The organism is Priestia sp. 53B2 (genome assembly GCF_056099005.1).
This window is the reverse complement of the sequence record NZ_JBLZXA010000027.1, coordinates 676811-699796: the sequence shown is the minus strand read 5'-3', so window position 1 is coordinate 699796 and position 22986 is coordinate 676811. Positions and strand designations below refer to the sequence as shown.

The window sequence follows — 22986 nt, the reverse complement described above, 5'->3', positions numbered from 1 at the left end:
TGTACCATGTATTAAATAAGTTGTTCGGATAAAAAGAAGGCTTGAGCCGTATGACGGGAAATCTGTCACGTGCGGTTCTTAGGGGGGCGGGCGCTCGTGAGAGTGCCTGCCTACCCGACTAAACTAGCTCTGTATATCACATACAGCGTAAAAACAGAAAAACTCCCCCAATGCGTTAAGGAAGTTTTCTGTGTAAAATTCGAATAAGAAAGTCCGTAGATGCCTCACGGCGTCTTGCGTAGTTTGCTCTAAAAATCTAATTTTATTTATTAAAATTGGATTTTTGTCTAATACAATTTATTTACAAAGTTTATATAATGTATTACGACTTTCTTATCTTCCCTAGATATGTCTTTCAGAATATAGATTTTTTATCTCTAATAATATGTTTTATGTTAACTTTATTTTTATATATTGTTAAGCTAAAACTAGAAAAAACTTAAATCCTATCGCAAAAAAGCGCAGGAAAATAATTGTATTTTAATTCTTGACTATTCAGTCCGGAAAGGTTATTATTTTATCCAAGAGGTGGAAATAACTTGGGAAGAAATAAAGAATTTGATACAGTACTAGTCCTCCATAAAGCGATGGAGATCTTTGGAGAAAAAGGATTTGAAGGTACATCCCTTCAAGACTTACTTAAACATTTAGGAATCGCACGCCAAAGTTTATATGATACCTATGGCACAAAGAAAGATCTTTTTTACTTAGCTGTTAAACATTATGTTGATGAAAAAAATACGCTCGTGATTAAACACCTTAATAATTCTCCTTCTGTAAAGGAAGCCATTCATCAAATATTTCAAGAAGGTATAAATGCTCTTCAAGATCCTAAACGAGCAAAAATGTGTTATATCATTAACAGTGCAGTTGAACAGATACCACATAACGAAGAAATTGCCCGGTATTTTCATAAGAAAAACCAGGAACTTGAAACAGCTTTTTATCAAGCGCTTGTGCGTGCTAAAAATCAAGATGAATTAAAAGACCATCACAAAGATCTTTTAAGCCTTGCTCGTTATTTAAATCAAACGAGATTGTCTCTTACTTTTGTAGCTAAATTAACGCCAGATCTTAAATCGCTTCAAGATGTGATTCAGATTAGTCTCTCAATTATTGATTAAGTAAGAAACTTTTTAAACTTAGTAAATTTTATAGGCAAGGAAATGATGGAACTTTGCCTATAAAAGAATATTTTTTTACACATTCCAGACTGTTCAGTCCGAAATAGTGGCAAATGTAGTACAAAAATTTCAAATAAAATTATAAACGAGGTGTCTATTATGACTAATAATTCAAATGTAACCAATACCGATAGGAGAGAAGGTGAACAAATTCTTGAGCAGTTTTTAACATTTATGTTGGAAAAAGATATGGATAAATGGATTTCTCTATGGGATGAACATGCTGTCTTTGAATTTCCTTTTTCCCTTCCAAACTCCCCAGAGAAAATAGAGGGTAAAGCAAATATCTATGAGTATATAAAAGATTTCCCTGAAAAAATTAATTTATTTAGGTTTACTATCCCTCAAATTCATTACACTTTAAACTCAAATATCTTAATTGCTGAGTTTAAATGTGAAGGCCAGGTTGTTCATACTGGATTATCTTACAAGCAAACATATATTAGTGTAATTGAAATAAATAACGGAAAAATTAGTCACTACAAAGATTATTGGAATCCCTTAGTAGCAATAGAATCTTTCGGAGGAAATATGACCGATTTTCTGAACAATTCACATACTCTTAACCAGTAAAAAAATATTTGTATTATAAGAAAAAAGGAGAGATTTACATGAACATACAAAACCAAATACTAATAACAGGTGGAACAGGTACAACTGGAAGTCGCATTGCAAAAAAACTAATAGAACGTGGTTATAAACCTCGGATAGCAAGTCGCAAAAATACTTTGGGAACTGAAGTAGACCACGTGTATTTTGATTGGTATGATGAGGCAACACATAACATTGCACTAGAAAATATAAAGAAATTGTACCTTGTAGCACCTGTAGGTGTAATGGATCCATCTCCTATCGTCTTACCGTTTATAGAACTAGCCTTAAAAAAGGGTGTAAAAAGGATTGTTTTGCTAAGCTCTTCGTTGATTAATGAAGGAGGTCCTGTATTTGGAAAGATCCATCAAGCTGTAAGAGAAAAAGCTCCAGAGTGGGCTGTGTTACAACCATCCTACTTTATGCAAAATTTCATTGGTATTCAACACGGCTATACTATTAAAGAAAATAAAGAAATTGTTACGGCTACAGAAGATGGAAAAGTTGGTTTTGTAGATGCAGATGATATCGCTGAAGTTGGAGTAAATGCACTCATTGACGAGATTCCTCACAATACTAATCATCTTATTACAGGTCCAGAGGCATTAAGTTATACTGAAGCAGCAAACATTATTGGGTCTGTAATAAGAGAATCTATCTATCATGTTCCTATTTCCACTTCTACTTTAAAAGATAGAATGGTCGAAGTTGGAATGACCAAGGAATATGCTGAATTTATGGTAGGGTTAGATAAAGCAATTCAAAAAGGTGCCGAGAATCGTATTGCCGACACTGTAGGGCGTATAACCGGTAGAAAGCCGCGTTCATTGATTGAATTTGCGACTATACACGCTCATTTCTGGAAGCAGAGATAATGATTAAATGAATAAAGTTTAGTTTTTTAGACTGAATAGCCTTTCATGCATATATTGGACTGTTCAGTCTAAAAAAGGAAGTTATAAATGAAAATAAAACAACTAGAAAGACATTGAACATTAAGCTGTCTCTTTTTGTTGATTGATAACATAAACTACCAATAAGGTGTTCTATGTTAACTAAATTGATTATTTAAGAAAGTAATTGTACACTTTTTTACTATTTATACGTTGTAAGACAGAAAGGAAGAAAAATTTAACACAATATATATATTATTAAAGTTTCACTATTTACACTCGCTAACGATAAATGCTGTATTTTTTACAACTTATATAAATCATGTAACTATTTTTAAAAGAGGGCGGCCGCGCGAGTACGACAGTTGTAGCATAGAAGAAATAAAAAACTGTGGCGCTTTTTTATTCCTTATGGGTAAAAAACACCTTTGAGTGATTGCCTGGTAATCACTCAAAGGTGTTTTTATATTATTTTACTAAAACCGTCGCATTCGCCGGGATCACAAGCTGATTTTTGACTTTTTCAGCACCTTTTTCACTAGCGAAAATCAATTTACCTTTCGCTGCTACAGATACTTTTACCGGTTGATTTGAAATATTATGATACACGCTAATCGATTTGCTTTCATACGTGCGAGTGTAAGCAACAACTTCTTTACTGTCTACTGAAATAGATTGAAGCGTTCCTTTTACTAATTCTTCGTGCTGCTGGCGTACGCGAATCATTTCACGGTAATGATTTAACAAAGAATCCTTTTGTTTGGTTTGTGCTTCTACTGACACACCGTTTCCGCCTTTATTGTATACAGGTGTTTCCCAACTGGTTTGTCCAAGGCCGTTGCTTTCGTACCAGCGGAACGGTTCACGGATTAACTCATCAGGTTTTTCACCGGTCATGCCAATTTCTTCACCGTAATAAATATACGGATTTCCAGGAAGCGTAAGTAAGATAGAAGCAGCTGATTTTGCTTTATTTACATCGCCGCTCAGCTCACTCATGACGCGATTTTGGTCATGGTTGGTTAAGAAAATGCCGTCAATTTTATTTGGATTGTATGATTTGAACAGCTCATCAGTTGCGGCTGCTGCAGTGGCGATTCCTTGATCATTTCCCGCTTTTACAGAGCTGACAATTTTTCCTGCTAAATCAAAGTTAAATAAAGAATCAAGCGATTGATAATAAGGAGCTACTACTTCCGGCTGATCCCATACTTCACCCGTTAGATATACGTTAGAGTTTTCTTCTTTCATCGCATCTCTAAACTCATTCCACCACAGGAGATTTTTCTTAGCGCCTTCAGGTGTTTGACCTTTGAAGATATGAAGGGCAGCATCTAAGCGGAAGCCATCAACGCCTTGCTTTAGCCAAAACTTTCCAACGTTAATCATTTCTTTTCTTACTTCAGGGTTATCGTAATTTAAGTCAGGCATTCCTTCCCAGAACGTTCCGTAAAAATACTCTCCGTTTGAAGCTTTATGCCATACTTGCTGTCCCCAAGATCCTTTTTCATTCAAATCGGTATTTTTATCAGCCCAAATATAATAATCTCTGTACTTGCTGTTTTTATCTTTTAACGTAGCTTGAAACCAAGGGTGTTCACTGCTCGTATGATTCACAACGAGATCCATAATAACTTTTACGTCTCGTTTATCTGCTTCTTTCATCAGTTTGCGAAAATCTTGCAGATTTCCGTACTGCGGATCAATGTTATAATAATCCGTTACATCATATTTATGATAGCTAGGAGAAGGGTTGACCGGCATCATCCAAATCCCGTTTACTTGAAGATCATTCTTTGTACGAGAATTTCCGTCATTTAAATAATCCAACTTTTGTGTCAGACCTTTTAAATCACCATGTCCATCTTTATTTGCATCGTAAAAAGAGTTTACATACACCTCATAAAAGACACCGTTTTTATCTGCTGTTGGAGCTTTACCTTTATGTACGGTTTCGGCGTGAACGCCTGTTGATAAGCTAGCAGCCAGCGGCAGTGTTAGAGCTAAAGCTGTCCATTTTTTTCCTTTCATCGTTTCATCCCCTTTTTTTGCAATCGTTTGCATAAATTGACTATAATTGAAATATAGCACCTATTTGAAAACGATTACAACGAAAATTTCATTTTGATTATTTTGAACTAGTAATTTTTCTGACAACCTGTTTGTTTACTGCGTCTAATGACATTGAGCGGATGCGTTATATTAAGGCTATAGATAGAAGCTAGCAATAAAATAAGGGATTATTATCCAAATAAAAATAATGACTATGTCAAATATTCTGACAATGTTGTTGTTCAATTCATCATCTCGTGCTAAAATCCAAATATAACTGAAAAACGGTACTCTAGTTCCGAAAAACGGAACTTAAAGTATTGGTGCAGATAATAAAGCTTGAATTTTATTTACTATCTGCAAATGATTACGCTTACATTAAAGGGGTTAAGGGGGAAGAATGCATTGAGTAAAGTAGATTTAAACTGTGATTTAGGGGAAAGCTTTGGTGCTTATCACATTGGCAATGATGAAGCAATTTTAGAGCACGTGACGTCTGTGAACGTAGCATGTGGATTTCATGCAGGGGATCCGAGCGTCATGAGAAAAACGGTGAAATTGGCCGCTGAAAAAAAAGTGCAAATTGGTGCTCATCCTGGTTTGCAGGACCTTATCGGTTTTGGACGCAGAAACATGAATATTTCGCCTCAGGAAGCCTACGATATCGTGGTCTATCAAATTGGGGCATTAAACGGTTTTTTGCAAGCAGAAGGGTTATCGATGCAGCATGTAAAACCTCACGGTGCACTATATAACATGGCTGCTAAAAACAAAGCGTTGTCTGAAGCAATAGCAAAAGCTGTTTACAACGTAAATCCTGAGCTGATTTTGTTTGGGTTATCTGGAAGTGAGCTGATTCAAGCAGGTAACAGAATTGGTTTGAAAACAGCTAACGAAGTATTTGCAGACCGTACCTATCAGTTAGACGGTTCTCTCACTGCTCGCACAGAACCAAATGCTTTAATTGAAAATGACAACGAAGCTGTTTCTCAAGTTATTACAATGGTGAAAGAAGGGAAGGTAAAATCTCAGCAAGGTAAGGATGTAGAATTGCAGGCAGATACGATTTGCATCCATGGAGACGGAGCTCACGCACTTGAATTTGCCCGTCATGTCAACCGTTCTTTACGAGCATCAGAAGTGGTAGTTAAGGCTATTTCAAAATAAAAACTACATACAATCAGGAGGAAGATGATATTGGAGCCAATTAAAAAATCAACACCTCAGCAAAAGCTTTCGGCTGCGCCTAAAGTAAACTGGACATTAATGCTTGGAGCGGCTTTTTTAATGGCCACATCGGCTATTGGGCCAGGCTTTTTAACTCAAACTACCGTATTTACACAAAATTTAGCCGCAAGCTTCGGATTCGTTATTTTAATTTCAATTATTCTTGATATTTTTGCTCAAACCAACGTATGGAGAATTATTGCCGTTTCTGAAAAACGTGGACAAGAAATTGCCAACATGGTATTTCCCGGATTAGGATACGTGCTCGCTATTTTAATTGTTATTGGAGGACTTGCTTTTAATATTGGAAATATTGCCGGTGCCGGGCTTGGATTAAATGCGATTACGGGTATTTCTCCAACAGCCGGAGCTGCAATTAGTGCAGTTATTGCCGTGCTAATCTTCGTTGTAAAAGAAGCTGGAAAAGCAATGGATCGCTTCACGCAAATTGCAGGTTTTGTCATGATTGGGCTGATGCTATACGTAGCTGCTACCACTTCACCTCCCGTTGGAGAAGCTGTAGTGAAATCTTTTACACCTGACAAAATCGACATTATTGCGATCGTTACGCTTGTTGGAGGAACAGTCGGTGGTTACATTACCTTTGCTGGCGGACATCGTCTTTTAGATGCCGGCGTAAAAGGTATCGATTCTTTACCTCAAGTAACAAAAAGTTCTGTAACAGGAATTCTTATCACTTCTGTTATGCGAATCGCTTTGTTTTTAGCTGTACTTGGCGTTGTGTCTAAAGGTTTACAAATTGACCCATCCAATCCTCCGGCATCCGTGTTTCAGCTCGCAGCAGGAAACGTCGGTTATAAAATCTTTGGTATTGTCATGTGGTCTGCCGCTATTACGTCTGTGGTAGGAGCTGCTTATACATCCGTTTCGTTTATTCAAACGTTTAGTGAAAAACTTAATAAAAACTCAAACTGGATTATTATTGGATTTATTATTATTTCAACTCTGTCGTTCGTCTTAATTGGAAAACCTGTAAAAGTTCTTCTTTTAGTTGGAGCAATTAATGGATTAATTCTGCCGATCGCTCTTGGGACGTTACTGGTTGCTGCGTACAAAAAAAGCATCGTTGGCGAGTATAAACATCCTTTCTGGCTTACCATTTCTGGTGTACTTGTCGTTATTGTAATGGCTTTAATGGGCGGCTATACGTTAATGGATCAACTTCCTCAATTATTTAAATAAAACAAGGTGCCCGCACGTAAGTTGCGTGCGGGCAATGATGGGAGATAGAAGTATGACAACCCTTTCACAACTAACTCCAGCTGAACTTCGTCAGCAAATCCGTAACAATCAGCTTATTCAACCAACAGCAGGCATGGCAAACGGCTATGCTCAAGCTAATTTAGCTATTTTACCAAAGAAACAAGCTTTTGACTTTCTATTGTTCTGTCAGCGTAACCCTAAATCGTGTCCTCTTTTAGATGTAACAGACGTTGGATCTCCGGTGCCAAAATTTGCAGCTCCGTTGGGAGATATTCGCACAGACATTCCAAAGTATCGAATCTATGAAAATGGGGAACTAGTAAAAGAAGTAACCGATATCACAGACTATTGGACAGAAGATATGGTAGCTTTCCTTATCGGCTGCAGCTTTACATTTGAACACGCGCTTTTAAACAACGACATACCTGTTCGTCACATTGAAGAAAATTGTAATGTTCCTATGTATAAAACAAATATTTCGTGCACTGAAGCAGGAATATTTCGCGGCTCGACGGTAGTTAGTATGCGTCCAATTCCTCAGCAAGACGTAGTGCGGGCAGCCCAAGTAACTTCACGTTTTCCAGCTGTGCACGGGGGGCCTGTTCACATTGGAGATCCCGCTGCGATAGGCATTGAAGACCTGCACTCTCCGGATTTTGGTGATGCTGTTTCGATTAAGGAAGGGGAAGTGCCCGTATTTTGGGCTTGTGGTGTAACTCCTCAAGCAGTAGCAATGGAAACAAAACCTTCTATTATGATTACACATGCTCCGGGGCATATGTTTATCACAGATATTCGAGATGAAAAACTAGGTGTTTTATAAAAGAAAGAGGTGTAGATATGAATCAAACCGTAACAAAAGCGTCAGCTGTTATTTCTCCGCTTGGCGACTCAGCGCTTGTTATAACGTTTGGAGATAGCATTCAGTACGACATTCATAAACAAATTAAAACGTGTAAAGATTCGATAGAATTAAATCCTTTCCCTGGATTTGTTGAATGCGTGCCGGCATTTACAAATCTTACAATTTTCTATAATCCTCTTGAAGTTGTAGCAGCCGTGGGAAAAAAGCAGAAGAAGGAATTTGTTTCTCCTTTTGAAGTAGTGTCTTCTATCGTTCAAAGTAAACTAGAAAACGAACAGACAGAAAAAGAATTAGACCATCGCACGGTTTCCATTCCAGTTTGCTACGGAGGCGAGTATGGACCTGACCTTGAATATGTCGCTCGTCACCATAACTTAACAACTGAAGAGGTAATTAGTATTCATTCTGAAGGTGAATACTTAGCGTACATGATTGGGTTTGCTCCTGGATTTCCATTTCTAGGAGGATTATCTGAAAGAATTGCTACGCCTCGCCGACCGTCTCCTCGCACCTCTATTCCTGCCGGTTCGGTTGGTATTGCGGGAATGCAAACAGGAGTGTATCCTATTTCCACTCCCGGAGGATGGCAGTTAATTGGTCAAACGCCTATTAAACTGTTTTTACCGGAACAAAATCCCCCAAGTTTGCTGCAGGCTGGAGATATTATAAAATTCGAGCCTATCTCTAAAGAAGAGTATCAAGAAATGCAGGCAAAGGAGGGGAAGAAATGAGTATGCGAGTCAGTAAAGCCGGGTTATTAACGAGCATTCAAGATTTAGGAAGAAGAGGGTTTCAGCAGCACGGTGTGATTGTAAGCGGTGCAATGGATTCTTATTCCCTTCGAATTGCTAATTTATTAGTTGGTAACGATGAAAATGAAGCGGGACTTGAAGTTACGCTAATGGGGCCTACCCTTGAAATAGAAAGTGATTGTTTAGTAGCGATCACAGGGGGAGATTTAACTCCTTCGGTCAACGGAAAGCCAGTACCTATGTGGAAACCTTTATTTATTCCAAAAGGAAGCACTTTGTCATTTGGTCCTTGCAAAACAGGATGTCGTTCCTATCTATCTGTAGCAGGAGGGTTTGCTATTGATGAAGTGTTAAATAGTAAAAGTACGTATTTAAGAGGTGAAATTGGGGGCTACAAAGGAAGAGCATTACAAACAGACGATGTTTTACCTCTATCTATTCCTGCTGTTTCAAAGCCTGCTTTTCTTTCAAATGAACTGATAAACGGAGTATACACTTCTTCATGGTCCGTAAATTATAAAGAATTTGTTCATTTTACAAAGAAACCAGGTGTCCGTGTTATTAACGGCAGCCAATTTGATTTATTTACAGCTGAAAGTAAAAGTCATTTTATGAAAGAGCCTTTTAAAGTATCGAATCAATCAGATCGAATGGGCTATCGAATGGATGGACCTTCTCTTCAGCTTCAAGAAAAAAAAGAGTTATTGTCTGAAGCCGTTTCACAAGGTTCTGTTCAAGTCCCGCCGGATGGAAATCCCATCATCCTGTTAGCAGACCGTCAAACCACGGGGGGATACCCTAAAATTGCTCAAGTCATCACAGCGGATTTACCGCTTTTAGCTCAAGTAAAGCCTGGAGAATCCATTTACTTTTCTCACATTTCGCTTCATGAAGCAGAAAAAATCTATTTAGAAAAAGAACAGATGCTTCAAGAATTGAAGATTGCTATTAACCTTGCGTCAACTAAATAACACAAAACGGGAGTGACAAGAAATGATAAACGTACGTGAATTGCAAGAAGTTGTTTTATTAATGAATGAATCTGGTATTCAAAAGCTCCATATTGAACATGAAGGAACAAAAGTTGTCATTGATAAAGCAGGAATTCCTTTAGAGGACCCAGCTGTTACAGAAGTGAAAACTGAAGAAGTACAAGCAAAAGCCGCTGCCACCGAGCAAGCGCCTCAAGATTCTATGTCTGTAAACGTAGCAGAAAACAATGAAAAGCAAATTTTATCACCAATGGTCGGAACCTTTTACGCCAAGCCAGAAGCAGACGCCGATCCCTTTGTTCAAATAGGACAAACAGTTGACCGTAAAGATGTTGTATGTGTGATTGAAGCGATGAAGCTGTTTAATGAAGTCGATGCGGGAATAGAAGGAGAAGTGCTTGAAATTCTTGTGAAAGATGGGGATGTTGTTGAGTTTGGACAGCCTTTATTTACCGTAAAATCACACTAAAGTATACATACTGTCAGGAGGAGTCATTATGTTTAAAAAGATCTTAATCGCAAACCGCGGCGAGATTGCAGTTCGTATCATTCGGGCTTGTAAAGAGATGGGTATTGCAACCGTGGCGGTTTATTCAGAAGTAGACAAAGATGCACTTCACGTGAAGCTAGCAGATGAGTCATTTTGTATTGGCAAAACGTCTTCTAAAGAAAGCTATTTAAACATTCGTAATTTGCTTACCGTAGCGCAAGTAACCAAGGCAGACGCTATTCATCCCGGCTATGGATTTTTAGCTGAAAATGCTGATTTTGCTGAGATGTGTGAATCCTGTGATATTACCTTTATTGGTCCAAAAGCGGAAGCCATCCGTAAAATGGGAGCAAAAGCTGTAGCAAGAGATACAATGAAACAAGCCGGCGTGCCTATTGTACCTGGCACGGAAGGACTGATTGAAGATAGCAGCACCGCTATGCCAGTAGCACGAGAAATAGGCTATCCAATCATCGTAAAAGCCACAGCGGGCGGTGGCGGAAAAGGAATGCGTCTAGCTCATAGCGAAGAAGAGCTAGAAAAAGCAATTCGTCAAGCTCAGCATGAAGCAGAAACAGCCTTTGGAAACGGCGGCGTATATCTTGAAAAGTACCTAGAAGAGCCAAAACACATCGAAATTCAAATTATTGCTGATGAAGAAGGGAGTGTGGTTCATTTAGGTGAACGAGATTGTTCGATTCAACGCCGTCATCAAAAGTTGGTAGAAGAAGCTCCGTCTCCTGCGGTAGATGAAAACCTTCGTGCGAAAATGGGCAAAGCGGCGGTCTCGGCAGCTAAAGCAGTCGATTATACAGGTGTCGGAACAGTTGAGTTTCTATTAGATAAGCACGGGCATTTTTACTTTATGGAAATGAACACGCGGATTCAAGTTGAACATCCTGTTACAGAACTTGTAACAAACATTGACTTAATTAAAGAACAAATTTCAGTAGCAGCAGGCTACCCGCTATCATTTGCTCAGCAGGATGTTCAGTTAAAGGGATGGGCAATTGAATGCCGGATCAATGCAGAAAATCCGGCTAAAAACTTTATGCCTTCTCCTGGAAAAGTCGAGATGTATTTACCTCCTGGCGGCTACGGGGTTCGTGTAGACAGCGCCGTTTACCCAGGCTATGAAATTTCCCCATTTTATGATTCAATGGTGGCGAAATTAATTGTAACGGGGAAAGATCGACATGAAGCAATTCAACGAATGAAACGCGCGCTCGAAGAATTTATCATTATAGGTATTCATACAACCATTCCTTTTCATTTAGAATTACTAAATCATCCTTCGTTTAAGGAAGGGGATTTCACAACCAAATTCTTAGAAAGTAATCTTATTTCCATTAAAGAACTAGAAATGGTGTAAGAAAGGAAAGTGCTCTTATAAGAGAGTGCTTTCCTTTTTTTCTTCATGTATAATAAAAAGAACATATCACTAACTAGTAAGCTATACGTCTATCGAATACATGTATTCGGACAAATAAGGGAGAAGGTTTTATGCAAGCTAACAACAAAACAGTCGTTAAATCCATGCAGATTCTCACGCTTTTTATCAAGTACCCTAAACTGACTTTCACAGAAATGATGGAATATTCAGGCGTTCCGAAAACTTCTTTGCACCGGATGGTTGGTTCACTTGAAGAGATGGGATTTTTAACAAAAGACGAGCAAGGATACTATTCGCTAGGACTTTTATTCTTGCAATTTGGTCAGCTAGTGGCTAATCGCTTAGATATTAGAAATATCGCAAAGCCTGTAATGGAAACGCTCCGAGACGAAGTAGAAGAAGCGGTTAATTTAATTGTACGAGACGGGAATGAAGCTATGTATATTGAAAAAGTAGATACGCTTCATCCAGTGCGTCTTTATACATCAATTGGAAGGCGTTCACCTCTTTATGCAGGAGCTTGTTCACGCATTATCTTGGCGCATTTACCCGAAAAAGAACAAGAGGAATATATTACTCAAACGGAGCTAGCTCCAATAGGTATTGGAACCATTACAGATCAAAAAAAGCTAAGAAATGTATTAAAAGAAGCTAAAGAAAAAGGGTATACCATTAGCACATCTGAATTAGAAAACTTTACAACATCCGTGAGCGCGCCGATTGTAAATCATCAAAATGAAGTGATTGCAGGCATTAGCGTAGCGGGAATTGAAGCGAGATTTCAAGGAGACAGACTGCCGTTCATTATTCAAAAAGTAACAGAAGCGGCGAGTGTGATTTCTGAAAAGCTCGGCTATCAAGGATCAATGAAGTAGCATACATAGAAAAAGTGGAGGTAGAACATTGAAACGATTAGAAGGTAAAACAGTCGCACTGGTAGGTCAGCGGAAGGTAGAAGAAATTAGTAAAATTGTTGAAAACCTTGGCGGGACCCCGCTTGTACGACCTGCACAAGGAACCATCTTTTTAGATGACACACATTTAGAAGCAGATATTAAAGAACTGGTAAAAGGAAATTATGAATGGTTTATTTTTACGACAGGCGTCGGGACGGAAATTTTGTATAAAACAGCAGATAAGCTAGGACTGGCGGATGAATTTCTTTCTTCTTTACAAGCAGCTCATATTGCTGCACGCGGGTATAAAACTGTAAATATGTTAAAAAAGCTCGGTGTTACTCCAACTGTTCGAGATGATGATGGAAGTACAGCGGGACTAGTCAGGGCACTTCATTCATTTTCTTTTGAAGGAAAGCATGTAGCGCTTCAGCTTCACGGAGATCCTGCACCAAAATTGATTGATTTTCTATCGAATCAAAAAGCCCAATTTAAAGAGATTTTACCGTATCAGCATATTCCGCCAAAAGCAGAAGTCATGGAACAGCTTATAAACGAATTAATAAGTGGAAAAATCGATGCTGTTAATTTCACAAGCGCTCCGCAGGCCCGATTTTTATTTTCATTTGCAAGAGAACACGGACAAGCTGATCACATTCGAGAACTCTTTAAAAGCTCTGTAGTAGCTGTATCCGTAGGAAAAGTAACCGCTGCTGCTTTAAAAGAAGAAGGAGTAGATCGTATTGTTATTCCTGATCAAGAAAGAATGGGAAGTGCAATTGTAGCTTTAGAACATTATTATCAGCAGCGTGATTAACAAAAGACCTTCTCGCCCCACAGTGAGAAGGTCTTTTGTATGACTTCATCCAAGCGTTGTCGAATATTGTTTGATAATTACCTATCACTCTCTTTTTAAACACGTGCAAAGGACAGATAAACATAGATTTGTTACTATTTCAGAAAATCATTTTCAAATATTGTAAAAATAGTAGAAAAAGGTAAAAAAACAGACGTAGATGTTAAAAAATTGTTACGTTCTCTTTAGCAATAACTTATATCCAACCAGCTTGAAAAATCTTGATAGCCTATCTTATCATGTTAAAAACAGTGCTGTGTAAAGCCCGGTAGATTATTTATTTTAACAGGGATATAAAGGGATACTTTTGCAGGTGAAAGATGAATGTATACACAAGCGTTAATTGTTACACTACTGAAATACAATTGTAATATTGTTATTCTTTTTTTCAACGTTTATCGTGGTATAATTTTCGTAGATTTTCATTAGCATATTTAGCTATTTATCGACAAATACAGTTAACTTTACATAAATTGTCAGACTTTTATACATATTGATACATAATTAGAAATTACTAGTTTAACAGAGCGAGAAAGCGGAGGAATTCATATTGAAAAAGAAAATGCTTTTACTTAACACAACGGTTTTATTAGGCCTGGGAGGAGTTTTATCGACTCCAGCATATGCCTCTACCATTCAGGATATGGAATCGCAAAAATCTCAAATTCAAAATCAGCGTCAAGATGTGCAATCTAACATCAAAGCAGCTTCTGATGAATTAACACGCCTTCAAGCAGAACAAGATCAAATGAAAGCACAGCTTGAGCGATTAACATTAGCAGAAGAAGAAAACAATAAAAAAGCCGAAAAAACAGAAGCAGATATTAAAGAAACGTCTAAACAAGTAGAGCAGCTTGAAAAAGAAATTAAGCTGCTTCAAGAAAAACTTGAAAAGCGAAACGATATTTTAAAAGATCGTGCACGTTCCCTGCAAGAAAGCGGCGGTAACGTAGAGTATTTACAAGTTTTACTTGGTTCTTCAAGTTTTGGTGATTTTGTAGACCGTGCGCTAGCTGTTTCGACTATTGTAGATGCAGACCGTGGTATTTTACAAGAAACTAAAAATATGCAAGATGAATTAAAAACAAAACAAGCTGATGTTAAGTCTAAGCTAGCTAGCTTAGAAGACATGAAGGCAGAACTAGATGAAATGACTGTTCAGCTAGCAGCTCAAAAGAACCAAAAAGATGCGTTGGCAAAAGAACTAAAAGATAAAGAAGCAAAAAATGAAGAACTAAAAGCTTCTCTACAATCAAAAGACAGCTCTCTTGCGAATGAACAGTCTACGCTTGAACAAGATATTAAAGATCAAAAAGCTGCAGAAGAAGCAGCAAGAAAAGCAGCTGAACAAGCGGCTAAAGAGGCAGCTAAGAAAGCAGCTGAGCAAGCTCAAAAAGCAGCGGCTGCGCCAGCTGAACAAGCCGATTCATCTTCTGCTAAGGCAGAAGCACCAAAAGCAAGCAGCAATGACGTGGCACCTACAAGCGCTCCGGCTCCAAAAGCTAGCAATGTTGTAACAGTAGGAAACCGCTGGATTGGAAACTCTGCTTACGTATTTGGCGGAGGACGCAGCCAGTCTGATATTAACCACGGTTTATTCGACTGCTCATCATTTGTACACTGGGCATATGCTCAGGTAGGCGTTAACCTTGGACCTCTTGGATCTGTAAGTACAGAGACGTTAAAGCATGCTGGAACACAAGTGTCTTCTAGTCAAATGCAGCCTGGCGATCTTGTTTTCTTCGATACATATAAAAAAGACGGCCACGTTGGTATTTATGTAGGAGGCGGCAAGTTCATCGGTGCTCAAAGCTCAACAGGTGTTGCAATTGCAAACATGAGCAGCGGCTACTGGAAACAAAAATTCAACGGACGCGTAGTTCGTATTTAATAGGGTATAGTAAAAAGAAAACATCCAATTTGGGTGTTTTCTTTTTACATTGTAAGGAGCGTATGACTATGAATTCTATTTTTGATCATATACAACCCAACTTAGATATTTTATTTGTCGGTTTTAATCCAAGCATCCGTTCCGGTGAAACGGGTCATCATTTTGCTAATCCAACCAATCGTTTCTGGACGATTCTTCATAAAGCAGGTTTGACAGATCGTAAATATCATCCGGAGGAAGATCACTCGCTGCTCCAGCTAGGATACGGTTTAACAAATATTGTAGAGCGTCCTACAAAGGCAGCTGATGAGATTACAAAAGAAGAATATGCAGAAGGCAGAGAAATCTTAAAGAAAAAAATAGCTACATATACGCCTAAAATCGTTTGCTTTGTTGGAAAAGGTGTCTATCAGCAGTACAGCGGACGCAAGCAAGTAAAGTGGGGTAAACAAGAGAAATCGATGGTATCAGGAATAATGGACTTTGTTGCCCCGTCTTCAAGCGGGCTCGTTCGAATGAAAGTAGATGAAGTAGTCGCCATTTATTCAGAGCTTCCGACGTTGCTGCGTACATTAAAATAGAGAAAGCCCTAGGGCTTTCTCTATTTTGTAAACGAAATATCAATTTGAATAATTTCTGATCGGCTCCCGATTCGAAGCGGAGGACCCCAAAAGCCAAATCCTGAAGAGACAATGGTATGCAGTTGATTAGTTTGCTTGTAGCCCCAATCAATTTCAAATAACCGCTTGGTGATCAAATGATTAGGTGCCATTTGCCCTCTGTGAGTATGGCCGCATAGCAGCAAATCCACTCCTGCTTGTTCCGCTTCTTTTAAAGAAAGCGGCTGATGATCCATTGCAATGACAGGAAGAGAACGATCCGTTTCACTCGCTAAATCGAAAAAGCTGTCTCGATTTTTGTCCGTCTTGTCTTTTCTGCCTATTAAATACAAGCTATCATCTATGTTTAACACTTCATCCATTAAAATAGGAATGTTCATTTCTTTCATTCTTTCCACAAACTGAGGGATCTTCCCGCCGTAATACTCATGGTTTCCCAAAATCCCATATGTGCCTAAGGACGCTTTGAGCTGCTTCATCATATAATCCATTTCTTTTTTAAAGAATACTTGGGGATCGTCGTCAATAATATCTCCGGGGAGTAAAATAAGATCCGGCTGTATCTTTTGTACATGAGTGATTAACCGCTGCAAATGTTTTTTGCCCGACAATGTGCCAAAGTGCATATCAGATGCTACAGCAATGCGAAGGTTTTTACGATTCGTCTTTTTAGCAAGCGAAATCGTGTATTTTCTTACCACAGGACTGTAAGCATTATACGTACCGTAAGCAAAAATGAATAAAAAAGCGGCAATTATGAAAAATCCGATTGAATCGATAGCTGTAGAAAGCGAAGCGCCTAGAAGAGTAAGAATATATACGGCTATATTACTTATAGGAAGCAAAAGCACCGAATATTGAATAAATCCTAACCAGTACGATCCCACAATTTTAAATATGCTCACTTGTTGAAACGCACGACTGATAATAAAGGAATAAGCAAAAAACACAACGATCACCGTAAGAATCCATTTGTTTTCCACTTCAAACATTGTGTGAAGCCACACCCAAGCGTTCCATCCGATGTACAGAACGAATAAATTATATAAAATAACAACTAAAATAGACCTTACTAACACACTTACTTTCATACGCTAACCTCTTTTCTTTCATCCGTAATTCCACTATAGCTCATTTTTATTGCTTCAACAAAATTTTACCTCTTGTTCTTATCAATAAACAAAAAAGCACACCTATAAAAAAGGTGTGCTTTTTGTATTAATGATGGTGATGCGCGTGGTGAAGGCTGCTAATTACAAATTCAGGCTCTGGAACATGGAAATATTGAATCCATACGCCTTCTAAAAATTTCTCGCGTTTATCTAAAACAATATCGATATCTTTATCTGTTTTTACGATTTCATCATGTTCAGTCGGCGTATCAAATTTCCAATCATAATGTGCGTGATCACCGTGATCTATAGTTACATATACACGAATCATTTTCCCTTGACCTTCTGGGCTAGCCAATGCATTTTTTAACACTTTTGCTGCGTTTCGATTAATTTTTACTTCCATTTCGAAAACTCCATTCTGTAACTTAGTATGTAAAGTATTTTCGCAAACTTAAACGAAAAAGAGAAATTTTTTGCCTGACGCTCCATATAGAGTTGCTTCATTCCAACGTAATACGCTACACTACATAAATGAACGAAAAAGGAGCGTATCATGAATGAAGATTGTTATTTTAGGTGACACTCATATTCCAAAGAGAGCGAAACACTTTCCAAAAAGGCTCCTAGCCGAATTGAAAAAAGCTTATGCTATTATTCATACTGGGGATTTTCAAACGATAGATGTATACAATAAGCTGTGTGATTTTGCTCCTGTACACGGCGTGATTGGAAATGTAGACAGTGAAGAGCTTCAGCAAGTACTTCCATCTTCATTACTTCTTCCGTTTGACGACGTTACGATTGGCGTAACCCACGGTCATGGCAAAGGAAAAACGACTGAAAAACGTGCACTTTTGGCATTTGAACATGAACAAGTCGACGCAGTAATTTTTGGTCATTCTCACATTCCTATTCATAAACAAATTGGTGATATTACGTTGTTTAATCCAGGTTCCGCTACTGACAAGCGGCGTGAAAAGCAATTTTCGTTTGGACTGCTGTACATACAAAAAAACACGCTGTATTTTGAACATGTTTTTTATGATTCTAAAGACTAAAACAAGAGAGGGCTCTTGTTTTAGCATTTTTACGTTGTATGGTCTAAATGAGCAATATATTCGTGAAGCTTATTTTCTTCGTAATCATTTAAGTCATGCATCGGAATAACCTGCTGAGTTTGAGGATCCGTTCCTCTTACTTCTGCAATTTTTACTCCTTCTTTATAGATATTAAAAATATCTTTTTCTTCTCCGCGCTGAACCTTTTCTGTTTCAAACATTGAAAAAGACTTGCTGTTTTTACTCTCTTCCATTAAAATCACCTACTTTTTTTATCGTACTCTTATCTTTTCACACCCATTGTTAATTATGTATACACTCGATGACTAAAGGAATATGAAGTCTTGCCGATAGAAAGAAAGTGCACGATCACTTTTAACTACGGAGAGAGAGGCTACATAGCATGGAGAGAGTAAGAAAAAAAAGGTCCCTTAATAACTTTAAGACAAAGCTGGTGCTAGCATTTGCAGCGATCTTATTAGTGCCATCTGTTACGATAGGTGTATCAGCTTACATAACGGCGAAACATGAAATTGAAAACCAAATTATTAACACAGCACAGCAAAATGTACAGTCCATTAATTCAGTGATTGACGATACCATTGGACCAAAAATTCATGATGTAGAGTTTTTTGCATCAGTAGTAAACAACGAACGCTACAATGAAAAAGATATGGCTACTTTAAGCAAAGATTTTAACTTATATGCTTCGCTTCATCCAGAAGCCGTCAGCATTTTTACAGGAAATCAGCAGGGGAAGTTTATTCAATCGCCTAAAAAAGTGATACAAGCAGGCTATGATCCCAGAAAACGAGATTGGTACAAGCTAGCCATGCAAAACAAAGGAAAAACAGTTGTCACTGAACCTTATCCATCAGCCTCTACAGGTCAGACCGTTATTACTGTAGCGAAAACAACGGCGGATGGCACAGGGGTTATTGCTTTAAATTTAGATATAAGCCGCATCAATAAAGCTGTCAGCAAAGTAAAAATCGGAGAAAAAGGATATCCATTTCTTTTGGATGGAGAAAGAAAATATATTGTTCACCCTACGGAAAAAGCAGGTACAAAAGCGACAGATTCTCTTTTTGACAAGCTTTATGCAAAGAGCTCCGGGTCTTTTGAATATACCTTTAACGGGGATGAAAAAAAGATGGTCTTTACGACAAATAAAACAACAAGCTGGAAAGTTGCATGCACTATGTATTCATCAGAAGTGAATGAAGCAGCACAGCCTATCTTTTACAAAACACTATTTATTATTGTAGCTTGTCTGATAATCGGGAGTCTTACCATTTTTGTGGTGTTGCAATCAATTATTAAACCGCTCAAACAGCTTAAGAATCAGGCTCTGAGCGTTAGCGAAGGAAATCTGACAACAGCGATTACCGTCAATTCAAAGGATGAAATCGGCGAGTTAGGGTATGCTTTTAGTCAGATGCAAAACAATCTTCGCACATTAATTCAAAATGTTGAAATGAGTGCAGAGCAAGTGGCTGCTTCTTCGGAAGAGTTAACGGCCAGCTCACAGCAAACGAGCGCTGCGACTGAACAAGTATCGGTTGCAATACAAGAAGTGGCTTCTAGTGCGGAAAAACAAACGGCTGTTATTGACGAAAATGCAGCTTCTTTAGATGAGATTGTCCAAGGAGTTTCTAGCATTGCCAAGCGTACAGAAATTGTTTCTCAGCTATCAAATCACACAACGTCTGAAGCTGTAGAAGGCGGAAAAGCCGTGAGAGAAATGGTCGAACAAATGGAATCCATTTCTCAATCCGTCGAGCTATCTAATACAACGATTCGTACTTTGTTTCAACGTTCCCAAGAAGTTGGAACCATTTTAGAAGTAATCAGCGGCATTGCTGCTCAAACAAATTTACTAGCCTTAAATGCTGCAATTGAAGCGGCACGAGCTGGAGAACATGGAAAAGGGTTTTCCGTTGTAGCAGAGGAAGTGAGAAAGCTGGCAGAACAATCACAAGTGTCCGCGTCTCAAATTTCTGAGCTTATTCAAGCTATTCAACAAGATACCCAGGAATCTGTACATACAATGGAGCAAGTGACAAACAAAGTTGAAGAAGGACGAACAATTTCACAAACGGCTATTCAAAAATTCGAACAAATTCTAAGCAGAATGAATGAAACGACTCCGCAAGTAGAGGAAGTTGCTGCGACTGCTCAGCAAATTTCAGCAGCGGTTGAAGAAGTGGCTCGTACAGCAGGTGAAATGGCGATCCTTGCTAAAGGAAATGCAGCTACATCTGAAGAAGTTGCTGCATCAACTGAAGAACAGCTGGCTTCAATGGAGGAAATTGCTGTTTCCGCACAATCTCTGTCTCAAATGGCAGAACAATTAACAGTGCTCATTAGCAAATTTAATTTGTAAACTTTCGTCAAATCGTCATAGACCTCTTTTATATTGGAAAAAGTAGAACATACACACATGAAAGAGGTGAAAGTATGATGGAGCAAACAAAAATGACCTTTGAGCCAGCTTCAATTAACGATGATATGCATGCGAAGCTTAAACAGCTAGAAGAGCAGTTTCAACAAACGTTAGGAAAAAGAGTAGCTTTGGTTGCATACGAAGCTGAAAAATAAAGAAACAAAAAAAGAAAAGACACTAGGTCTTTTCTTTTTTTGTTTCAATAAGGTTAACATACATTAAATTACAAGCTTTTTTCATATATTTTCTCAAAATAAGGTATAATATAGTATAAAATTACACTATATTAGTGTTATTTCACTTTTTTTATATGGTATAATTTCACAGAAATAAAGAAAGGAGCGTACAGTTTGTGATGAAGAAAAACGTGTTGTTAGGAACTTTTTTATCTTTTTATCTAGTAGGTTCATGTGCCTCCTATCATATTTATAAACAGCAGCAAAGCCGTCCTGTAACGGAGGATGTTGCGCAGCTTCTTCCTACAAAAGTCAAAGAAATAAAGCATGGAACCACTGAAAAACAGCTGAAAGATTGGGTGAAAAACGCTTCACAGCATCATGAAAAAATAGCTATTTCAGGAATGCAGCACAGCCAAGGAGGGCAGACGTACTATCCGAACGCTATTTTACTTGATATGAAGCAGTACAATAAAATTATAGATTACAAGCCCCATCAAAAAGAAATTACGGTTCAAAGCGGGACAACATGGAATGACATTCAGCAATATATACATAAAGACGGTCTTGCTCTTCAGGTTATGCAGTCACAAAATATTTTTACCGTTGGAGGTTCTATTAGCGTGAACGTACACGGCAGAGATATTCGATACGGTTCTTTAATGGATACGGTCAAATCTATGCGTCTCCTGCAGGCGGACGGATCTATTATCGAAATTAGCCGGACGAAACACCCTGAGCTGTTTTCTTTAGTAAACGGAGGATACGGGTTATTTGGGGTCATTTTAGATGTGACGCTTCGTTTGACGGACGATGAATGGTATGAAGATGAAATTATTCGCTTAGATTATAGACAGTATACAGCGTATTTTAAAAACTACGTACAGGATAACCCTGACGTTCGTATGCATATGGCGCGTATTTCTGTTTCTCCTAATCAATTGCTAACAGATATGTACGTCACAAACTACCGTTTATCTTCTCAAAATACTTCTACTGCAAACGAACCGCTCAAGACAGAAAAAATAGTGGCACTTCCTAAATTTATGCTAGGACTGTCTCGGTACAGTGACTGGGGAAAAGATATGCTATGGGAAACACAAAAGGCTTATTTCTTAAAACAAAATGGACGGCTTGAAACAAGAAATAATGTTATGCGTTCTGAAAGTGATTTTATGGAATACGAAAGTGCTAGCCGGACGGAAGTTTTACAGGAATACTTTGTTCCGGTTGATGAATTTGCTTCTTACATCGATGATTTACGCGAAGTGTTAGCAACAGAGAAATTAAATTTACTGAACATCACTGTTCGCTATGTAGAAAAAGACAATAAAGCAGTCATGTCTTATGCAAAAGACGATATGTTTGCTCTCGTTTTACTTATTAACCAGAAAAAAGACAATAAAGGCATCTCTGATACACAAAGAGTTGTCCGAAAAATGGTGGATGTGACGCTGCAGCATCAGGGAAGCTATTACTTGCCTTATTACGGCTACCCAAGCAAGAAGCAATTAGAAGAGGCTTACCCTCATACAACCGCCTTTTTAAATTTAAAAAGAAAATACGACCCAAACGAAACGTTCGTTAATTTATTTTATAAGGAGTATGGAAAATGACGTACAAACAACTCTTACATTCTCAAAGTCTGATGATTACCGCAAGCAGTATTGCTTTTCCTTTTTATCTTTTACTGCTTCGAAATCTTGGCGATAGTTATTCACAATTTGGCTTAGCTTACGGAATTTTCGCTTTAACCGCAGCTTTAAGTCACCCTTTAATCGGTTCATGGAGTGACAGAGTAGGAGAAAAGCGCTTGCTCATTTTATATACGTTTGGGATGGCAGTTGTTATGCTTGTGATTCCCGTTCTATCAACTATTACGCAGGTGTATATCATTCAAGTTATAATGGGGCTACTTGGAGCTCTTCAAAAAACAGCAGAAAAAATAGCGTTATCTAGGCAGACAGATCGTGTACATACGGGAAAACAAGTAGGACACTATCATTTATGGACCTCTATATGGGCAGCTTTAGCCGTGATTGCAACAGGGTATATCATTGATTTCCTTACAATCGGCAGCCTTTTTTACATCACTTCGTTTATGTATGTAGCGGCAGGGGTATTAATATGGCAAAAACCAAAAACAATCGAGCTTGAACGCCACCATTCGCTGTAAAAGCATATATGGACAGGTCACTTGAATTTTTTAGTTCGTATTATAAGATACTATAAAAAATTTATGTTCTCCCGATATAAGTACTGAAA

General features: G+C 38.2%; 23 protein-coding genes. 19 read left to right on the top strand and 4 right to left on the bottom strand.

Annotation, left to right across the window (positions count from 1 at the left end):
- Nucleotides 1–539: 539 nt before the first annotated feature.
- The 3 genes from ACN6NE_RS24145 (at nt 540) to ACN6NE_RS24135 (ending at nt 2650) form a co-directional block, all read left to right on the top strand.
- Nucleotides 540–1124, top strand: coding sequence for a TetR/AcrR family transcriptional regulator (locus tag ACN6NE_RS24145; RefSeq protein ID WP_474327726.1), 585 nt, complete (start codon nt 540–542; stop codon nt 1122–1124).
- A 159-nt stretch (nt 1125–1283) separates the two neighbouring features.
- Nucleotides 1284–1757 (top strand): nuclear transport factor 2 family protein, encoded by a 474-nt coding sequence (locus ACN6NE_RS24140; RefSeq protein ID WP_129709511.1) that lies wholly within the window; start codon nt 1284–1286, stop codon nt 1755–1757.
- Nucleotides 1758–1795: 38 nt separating this feature from the next.
- Entirely contained in the window at nt 1796–2650 is an 855-nt protein-coding gene (locus tag ACN6NE_RS24135; RefSeq protein WP_474327723.1) for an ergot alkaloid biosynthesis protein, read from the top strand.
- Nucleotides 2651–3136: 486 nt separating this feature from the next.
- Here ACN6NE_RS24135 and ACN6NE_RS24130 read toward each other — a convergent pair whose 3' ends face one another.
- Complete coding sequence (locus ACN6NE_RS24130) at nt 3137–4732, bottom strand: alpha-amylase family glycosyl hydrolase (RefSeq protein WP_474327721.1); 1596 nt, start codon at nt 4730–4732, stop codon at nt 3137–3139.
- A gap of 393 nt (nt 4733–5125) precedes the next feature.
- Between ACN6NE_RS24130 and pxpA the strand changes: the two genes are divergently transcribed.
- From pxpA to mug, 11 genes are all read left to right on the top strand, one after another.
- On the top strand, nt 5126–5887 hold the full coding sequence (gene pxpA, locus ACN6NE_RS24125) for a 5-oxoprolinase subunit PxpA (RefSeq protein WP_129709505.1): 762 nt from the start codon (nt 5126–5128) through the stop codon (nt 5885–5887).
- A 99-nt stretch (nt 5888–5986) separates the two neighbouring features.
- A complete protein-coding gene (locus tag ACN6NE_RS24120; protein ID WP_240702697.1) occupies nt 5987–7150 on the top strand; it encodes an NRAMP family divalent metal transporter in 1164 nt (387 codons plus the stop codon).
- Nucleotides 7151–7202: 52 nt separating this feature from the next.
- Entirely contained in the window at nt 7203–7994 is a 792-nt protein-coding gene (locus tag ACN6NE_RS24115) for a putative hydro-lyase (protein WP_116072066.1), read from the top strand.
- Nucleotides 7995–8011: 17 nt separating this feature from the next.
- Nucleotides 8012–8767 carry a 5-oxoprolinase subunit PxpB gene (gene pxpB, locus ACN6NE_RS24110; protein ID WP_129709499.1) on the top strand — a complete coding sequence of 252 codons (756 nt, stop codon included), beginning with the start codon at nt 8012–8014 and terminating at the stop codon, nt 8765–8767.
- The gene (locus ACN6NE_RS24105; RefSeq protein WP_474327718.1) at nt 8764–9759 is read left to right on the top strand and encodes a 5-oxoprolinase subunit C family protein; all 996 of its coding nucleotides are present in this window, start codon (nt 8764–8766) and stop codon (nt 9757–9759) included. Before pxpB ends, ACN6NE_RS24105 begins: the two co-directional genes overlap by 4 nt.
- Nucleotides 9760–9781: 22 nt before the next feature.
- Nucleotides 9782–10249 carry an acetyl-CoA carboxylase biotin carboxyl carrier protein gene (gene accB / locus ACN6NE_RS24100; RefSeq protein WP_474327716.1) on the top strand — a complete coding sequence of 156 codons (468 nt, stop codon included), beginning with the start codon at nt 9782–9784 and terminating at the stop codon, nt 10247–10249.
- A 28-nt stretch (nt 10250–10277) separates the two neighbouring features.
- Nucleotides 10278–11642 (top strand): acetyl-CoA carboxylase biotin carboxylase subunit, encoded by a 1365-nt coding sequence (accC, locus tag ACN6NE_RS24095; RefSeq protein WP_474327714.1) that lies wholly within the window; start codon nt 10278–10280, stop codon nt 11640–11642.
- A 131-nt stretch (nt 11643–11773) separates the two neighbouring features.
- Nucleotides 11774–12538 carry an IclR family transcriptional regulator gene (locus tag ACN6NE_RS24090; RefSeq protein ID WP_474327712.1) on the top strand — a complete coding sequence of 255 codons (765 nt, stop codon included), beginning with the start codon at nt 11774–11776 and terminating at the stop codon, nt 12536–12538.
- 28 nt (nt 12539–12566) lie between these two features.
- Nucleotides 12567–13376 (top strand): uroporphyrinogen-III synthase, encoded by an 810-nt coding sequence (locus tag ACN6NE_RS24085; protein ID WP_129709489.1) that lies wholly within the window; start codon nt 12567–12569, stop codon nt 13374–13376.
- Nucleotides 13377–13965: 589 nt separating this feature from the next.
- Nucleotides 13966–15306, top strand: a complete 1341-nt coding sequence (locus tag ACN6NE_RS24080) for a coiled-coil domain-containing protein (protein WP_474327710.1) — start codon at nt 13966–13968, stop codon at nt 15304–15306.
- Nucleotides 15307–15374: 68 nt separating this feature from the next.
- Nucleotides 15375–15887 (top strand): G/U mismatch-specific DNA glycosylase, encoded by a 513-nt coding sequence (gene mug, locus ACN6NE_RS24075; protein ID WP_474327708.1) that lies wholly within the window; start codon nt 15375–15377, stop codon nt 15885–15887.
- Nucleotides 15888–15907: 20 nt separating this feature from the next.
- Here mug and ACN6NE_RS24070 read toward each other — a convergent pair whose 3' ends face one another.
- Nucleotides 15908–17017, bottom strand: a complete 1110-nt coding sequence (locus ACN6NE_RS24070) for a metallophosphoesterase (protein WP_474327706.1) — start codon at nt 17015–17017, stop codon at nt 15908–15910.
- A 127-nt stretch (nt 17018–17144) separates the two neighbouring features.
- Nucleotides 17145–17444 (bottom strand): hypothetical protein, encoded by a 300-nt coding sequence (locus ACN6NE_RS24065; protein WP_013083290.1) that lies wholly within the window; start codon nt 17442–17444, stop codon nt 17145–17147.
- 154 nt (nt 17445–17598) lie between these two features.
- On the opposite strand from ACN6NE_RS24065, the gene ACN6NE_RS24060 reads away from it, so the two are divergent.
- The gene (locus tag ACN6NE_RS24060; RefSeq protein WP_474327704.1) at nt 17599–18099 is read left to right on the top strand and encodes a metallophosphoesterase family protein; all 501 of its coding nucleotides are present in this window, start codon (nt 17599–17601) and stop codon (nt 18097–18099) included.
- Nucleotides 18100–18128: 29 nt separating this feature from the next.
- Here the strand turns inward: ACN6NE_RS24060 and ACN6NE_RS24055 are convergent, their stop codons facing one another.
- Entirely contained in the window at nt 18129–18353 is a 225-nt protein-coding gene (locus ACN6NE_RS24055) for a hypothetical protein (protein ID WP_014459961.1), read from the bottom strand.
- 149 nt (nt 18354–18502) lie between these two features.
- On the opposite strand from ACN6NE_RS24055, the gene ACN6NE_RS24050 reads away from it, so the two are divergent.
- The 4 genes from ACN6NE_RS24050 (at nt 18503) to ACN6NE_RS24035 (ending at nt 22897) form a co-directional block, all read left to right on the top strand.
- On the top strand, nt 18503–20485 hold the full coding sequence (locus tag ACN6NE_RS24050; protein WP_474327701.1) for a methyl-accepting chemotaxis protein: 1983 nt from the start codon (nt 18503–18505) through the stop codon (nt 20483–20485).
- 74 nt (nt 20486–20559) lie between these two features.
- On the top strand, nt 20560–20700 hold the full coding sequence (locus ACN6NE_RS24045) for a hypothetical protein (protein ID WP_016764236.1): 141 nt from the start codon (nt 20560–20562) through the stop codon (nt 20698–20700).
- 200 nt (nt 20701–20900) lie between these two features.
- The gene (locus ACN6NE_RS24040) at nt 20901–22337 is read left to right on the top strand and encodes an FAD-binding protein (protein WP_474327760.1); all 1437 of its coding nucleotides are present in this window, start codon (nt 20901–20903) and stop codon (nt 22335–22337) included.
- Nucleotides 22334–22897 carry an MFS transporter gene (locus ACN6NE_RS24035; protein WP_474327699.1) on the top strand — a complete coding sequence of 188 codons (564 nt, stop codon included), beginning with the start codon at nt 22334–22336 and terminating at the stop codon, nt 22895–22897. Before ACN6NE_RS24040 ends, ACN6NE_RS24035 begins: the two co-directional genes overlap by 4 nt.
- Nucleotides 22898–22986: the final 89 nt, after the last annotated feature.

What these genes read in the sequence shown, in the direction of transcription:
- ACN6NE_RS24035 (WP_474327699.1), top strand. Translation starts at nt 22,334, where the DNA reads ATGACGTACAAACAACTCTTACATTCTCAAAGTCTGATGATTACCGCA.
- ACN6NE_RS24055 (WP_014459961.1), bottom strand. Translation starts at nt 18,353, where the DNA reads ATGGAAGAGAGTAAAAACAGCAAGTCTTTTTCAATGTTTGAAACAGAA.
- ACN6NE_RS24135 (WP_474327723.1), top strand. Translation starts at nt 1,796, where the DNA reads ATGAACATACAAAACCAAATACTAATAACAGGTGGAACAGGTACAACT.
- accC (WP_474327714.1), top strand. Translation starts at nt 10,278, where the DNA reads ATGTTTAAAAAGATCTTAATCGCAAACCGCGGCGAGATTGCAGTTCGT.
- ACN6NE_RS24065 (WP_013083290.1), bottom strand. Translation starts at nt 17,444, where the DNA reads ATGGAAGTAAAAATTAATCGAAACGCAGCAAAAGTGTTAAAAAATGCA.
- ACN6NE_RS24130 (WP_474327721.1), bottom strand. Translation starts at nt 4,732, where the DNA reads ATGCAAACGATTGCAAAAAAAGGGGATGAAACGATGAAAGGAAAAAAA.
- ACN6NE_RS24060 (WP_474327704.1), top strand. Translation starts at nt 17,599, where the DNA reads ATGAAGATTGTTATTTTAGGTGACACTCATATTCCAAAGAGAGCGAAA.
- ACN6NE_RS24070 (WP_474327706.1), bottom strand. Translation starts at nt 17,017, where the DNA reads ATGAAAGTAAGTGTGTTAGTAAGGTCTATTTTAGTTGTTATTTTATAT.
- ACN6NE_RS24045 (WP_016764236.1), top strand. Translation starts at nt 20,560, where the DNA reads ATGATGGAGCAAACAAAAATGACCTTTGAGCCAGCTTCAATTAACGAT.
- ACN6NE_RS24050 (WP_474327701.1), top strand. Translation starts at nt 18,503, where the DNA reads ATGGAGAGAGTAAGAAAAAAAAGGTCCCTTAATAACTTTAAGACAAAG.
- ACN6NE_RS24115 (WP_116072066.1), top strand. Translation starts at nt 7,203, where the DNA reads ATGACAACCCTTTCACAACTAACTCCAGCTGAACTTCGTCAGCAAATC.
- ACN6NE_RS24090 (WP_474327712.1), top strand. Translation starts at nt 11,774, where the DNA reads ATGCAAGCTAACAACAAAACAGTCGTTAAATCCATGCAGATTCTCACG.
- pxpB (WP_129709499.1), top strand. Translation starts at nt 8,012, where the DNA reads ATGAATCAAACCGTAACAAAAGCGTCAGCTGTTATTTCTCCGCTTGGC.
- mug (WP_474327708.1), top strand. Translation starts at nt 15,375, where the DNA reads ATGAATTCTATTTTTGATCATATACAACCCAACTTAGATATTTTATTT.
- accB (WP_474327716.1), top strand. Translation starts at nt 9,782, where the DNA reads ATGATAAACGTACGTGAATTGCAAGAAGTTGTTTTATTAATGAATGAA.
- ACN6NE_RS24140 (WP_129709511.1), top strand. Translation starts at nt 1,284, where the DNA reads ATGACTAATAATTCAAATGTAACCAATACCGATAGGAGAGAAGGTGAA.
- ACN6NE_RS24120 (WP_240702697.1), top strand. Translation starts at nt 5,987, where the DNA reads ATGCTTGGAGCGGCTTTTTTAATGGCCACATCGGCTATTGGGCCAGGC.
- ACN6NE_RS24040 (WP_474327760.1), top strand. Translation starts at nt 20,901, where the DNA reads ATGAAGAAAAACGTGTTGTTAGGAACTTTTTTATCTTTTTATCTAGTA.
- ACN6NE_RS24105 (WP_474327718.1), top strand. Translation starts at nt 8,764, where the DNA reads ATGAGTATGCGAGTCAGTAAAGCCGGGTTATTAACGAGCATTCAAGAT.